At 65.9% G+C, this 2,932-nt stretch carries 2 protein-coding genes and 1 pseudogene; all 3 read left to right on the plus strand.

Translation table 11 applies throughout. From position 1 onward, the window contains the following. Positions 1-147 precede the first annotated feature (147 nt). Positions 148-348: a hypothetical protein gene (locus ACODTY_RS23640; RefSeq protein WP_488996618.1), complete on the plus strand. Its 201-nt coding sequence runs from the start codon at positions 148-150 to the stop codon at positions 346-348. A gap of 143 nt (positions 349-491) precedes the next feature. Next, the gene (locus ACODTY_RS23645) at positions 492-2,612 is read left to right on the plus strand and encodes a ParB/RepB/Spo0J family partition protein (protein ID WP_488996619.1); all 2,121 of its coding nucleotides are present in this window, start codon (positions 492-494) and stop codon (positions 2,610-2,612) included. Between the two features lie 84 nt (positions 2,613-2,696). Next, a pseudogene (locus ACODTY_RS23650) lies at positions 2,697-2,932 on the plus strand (hypothetical protein); the annotation flags it as partial.

The following is a 2,932-nucleotide window of genomic DNA, read 5'->3' on the forward strand; positions in this document are numbered from 1 at the left end:
GGGATGCGAGCCCGACCCCAGGCCCAGGGGTGCTCTGTCGCTCGTCCCGCTCCAGCATGTCGCCGCCGCCTATGCCGCCGCCGGCGCCGAAATCTGGAACATGCCGGATATCGCACCTGACCCCTCTGTTGCGAGGGAGCCAGGACGATGAGCGCGCGGCCCTTGATCCGTCTCTATACGACCTTGCGGCAGTTCGAGGGGTTGCACGACCGCCACGACCGAACCCGCAGCACCAGCAAGACGGTGACGGTCGACCGGCAGGCCTTGATCAACGTGCTGATGGATCACGCCCGGATGCTCGAAGCCCTGCGCAAATCCGGCCGCGTCGATGTCGAGGATGGCGACTGAGATGCCCGCGCCACGCCGGGGAGCCCCCTTGCGCCGCCGCTTGCGGCGGCGGTGCGGCGACGAGAGGGAGAGGGGGAGGGGTTTTCGTAGCGGGTTTCGGCGGTCGGAGAGTGGCTCCGGCCGGCCCGCTATGGAGAAACGATATGGCAAAGGCCATTCAGAAGATCACGCTCAATCAGGCGGAGAACATCCCCTTCGACAAGATCAGCCTGTCGCAGAAGAATGTCCGCCGCATCAAGAACGGCGTCACCATCGAGCAGCTTGCCGAGGACATCGCGCATCGCGGCCTGCTGCAAAGCCTCAATGTCCGTCCCATCCGCGATGCCGACGGTGCGGAGACCGGCACCTTCGACGCCCCCGCGGGTGGTCGCCGCTACAAGGCGCTCGAACTGCTGGCCAAGCAGAAGCGCATCGTCAAGACGGCGCCGACGCCCTGCATCGTCAATCGCGCCGAGACGACATCGGCGGAGGAGGATTCGCTCGCCGAGAACACCCAGCGTGAGCAGTTGGATCCGCTCGACCAGGTCCGGGCCTTCAAGACCCTGAGCGACCAGGGACTCGACAATGCCGAAATAGCCGCCCGCTTCTTCGTCACGTCGACGGTCGTGGAACATCGCCTGAAGCTCGCGAAGCTTTCGCCGAAGCTGCTCGAACTCTACGAGAAGGGGGAGATCAAGCTCGGCCAGCTCGAAGCCTTCGCCGTCTCACCTGATCATGATCGGCAGGAGTTGGTCTGGGATACCGTAACCCGGACCCACAATCAGGAGCCCTACTATATCCGGCGGCTGCTGACCGAATCGGCCGTGCGCGCCAATGATCGCCGCGCGGTCTATGCCGGCATCGATGCCTATGAGGCGGCCGGCGGCCTCGTCATGCGCGACCTGGTCGAAGAGGATCATGGCGGATGGTTCAAGGATGCCGCGCTTCTTGAGCAAGTCGTGTTCGAGAAGCTCGCGGTCGATGCCGAAAAGCTGAAGGCCGACGAGGGCTGGAAGTGGGTCGAAGCTGGCATCGACTTCCCCTATGGCCACACCTCCGGCATGCGTCGCTTCTACGGCAAGCAGGCCCCCCTCACCGAGGACGAGCTTGCGCGCCGCGACGCCCTGAAGGCGGAATACGACAAGCTCGACGCCGAGTATGCCGAGGCCGGGGACTATTCGGAGGAAACCGAGACCCGGCTGGAAGAGATGGGCAACGAACTCGACGCATTCGACGACCGTCCGTACGTCCTCGATGCCGACGAGATCGCGCGCGGCGGCGCCTTCGTCTCGCTCGGTGCCGACGGCGAGCTGAAGATCGAACGTGGCTTCGTCAAGCCGGAGGATGAGCCCGAGGCCGAAGACGAGCAGACCGGCGACGACGGCGACGAGGACGATACGGCGTCGGAGACCGGCGGCGTCACGGTCAACGGCAAGCCGATCGGCGCGGAGCAGGAAGAGGAAGATGATGGCATCCGTCCGCTTCCCGACCGCGTCGTCGAGGACCTGACCGCGACGCGTACGGTGGCGCTCAGGAACGCGCTCGCCAACGATCCGGTCATGGCCTTCATCGCAGCGCTGCACACGTTCGTGCTCAAGACTTTCTTCAGCTACCGCTCCGATTCCTGCCTGGAGATCACGGTGAAGAGCACCAGTTTCGGCCAGACGCAGGGATTGGGCGATACGGTCTGGGCGAAGGAGATCGAACAGCGGCATGAGGCCTGGGGCCAGGACCTGCCGGACAACCCCGGCGATCTCTGGGCGTTTCTGGTCGCACTCGACGAGGCCAGCCGACAGGCCCTGTTCGCGCACTGCGTGTCGCTCTCGCTCAACGCCACGGTTCAGCCGTGGAACAAGCAGCCGGCTGTGATCGCTCATTCCGAGCAGATCGCCCGCTCGATCGGCTTCGACCTGGTCGAGGCCGGTTGGGCGCCGACGGTTGAGAACTACCTCGGCAGGGTGACCAAGGCCCGTATCGTGCAGGCGGTCCGCGAGTCCAAGGGCGAGGAGACGGCGCAGATGATCGGTCACCTCAAGAAGGCGGACATGGCACGCGAAGCCGCCCGGCTGATGGAAGGCAGCGGCTGGCTCCCCGAGCCGCTGCGGCCGACCGTCGACGAGGCTGCCGCCGGTAACAGCGTTGACGTTGAGGTGGGCGAGATCGATGCCGGCGACGTGGAGGAAGCCGGCGCCGAACTGCCGGCGTTCCTCGCCGACGGCGAGGAGGAAGCCGCCGAGGATGATGCCGACCTCGACGAGGAACGCCACCTCGACGCCGCCGAATAATCGGCCCCAACACACGCTCCCACGGCCCGGCCATGCGCCGGGCCGTTCTTTTTTACCGGACAAGGAGAAGCATGGATGTCCGTCATGAATATCTACGAAAACGCGCCGCCCGGCAGTCTGGTCAGATACCGGGACCTGGCCGCGCAGCCGTCGGAACACGACCGCGTGGCGATCGACGCCTGGCGGCAGCGCAACGGCGTCGGATGGCTGGTAAGGCGCCGACCGCCCCGCGAACGCCCGGCCTGGGCGACCTCGGGCACGATCACGCTTCAACACGGCGATTTCGTCATGGACCTTCATGCCGCGATCGCGGCGGGCCG

The organism is Mesorhizobium sp. FG116, from assembly GCF_057809835.1.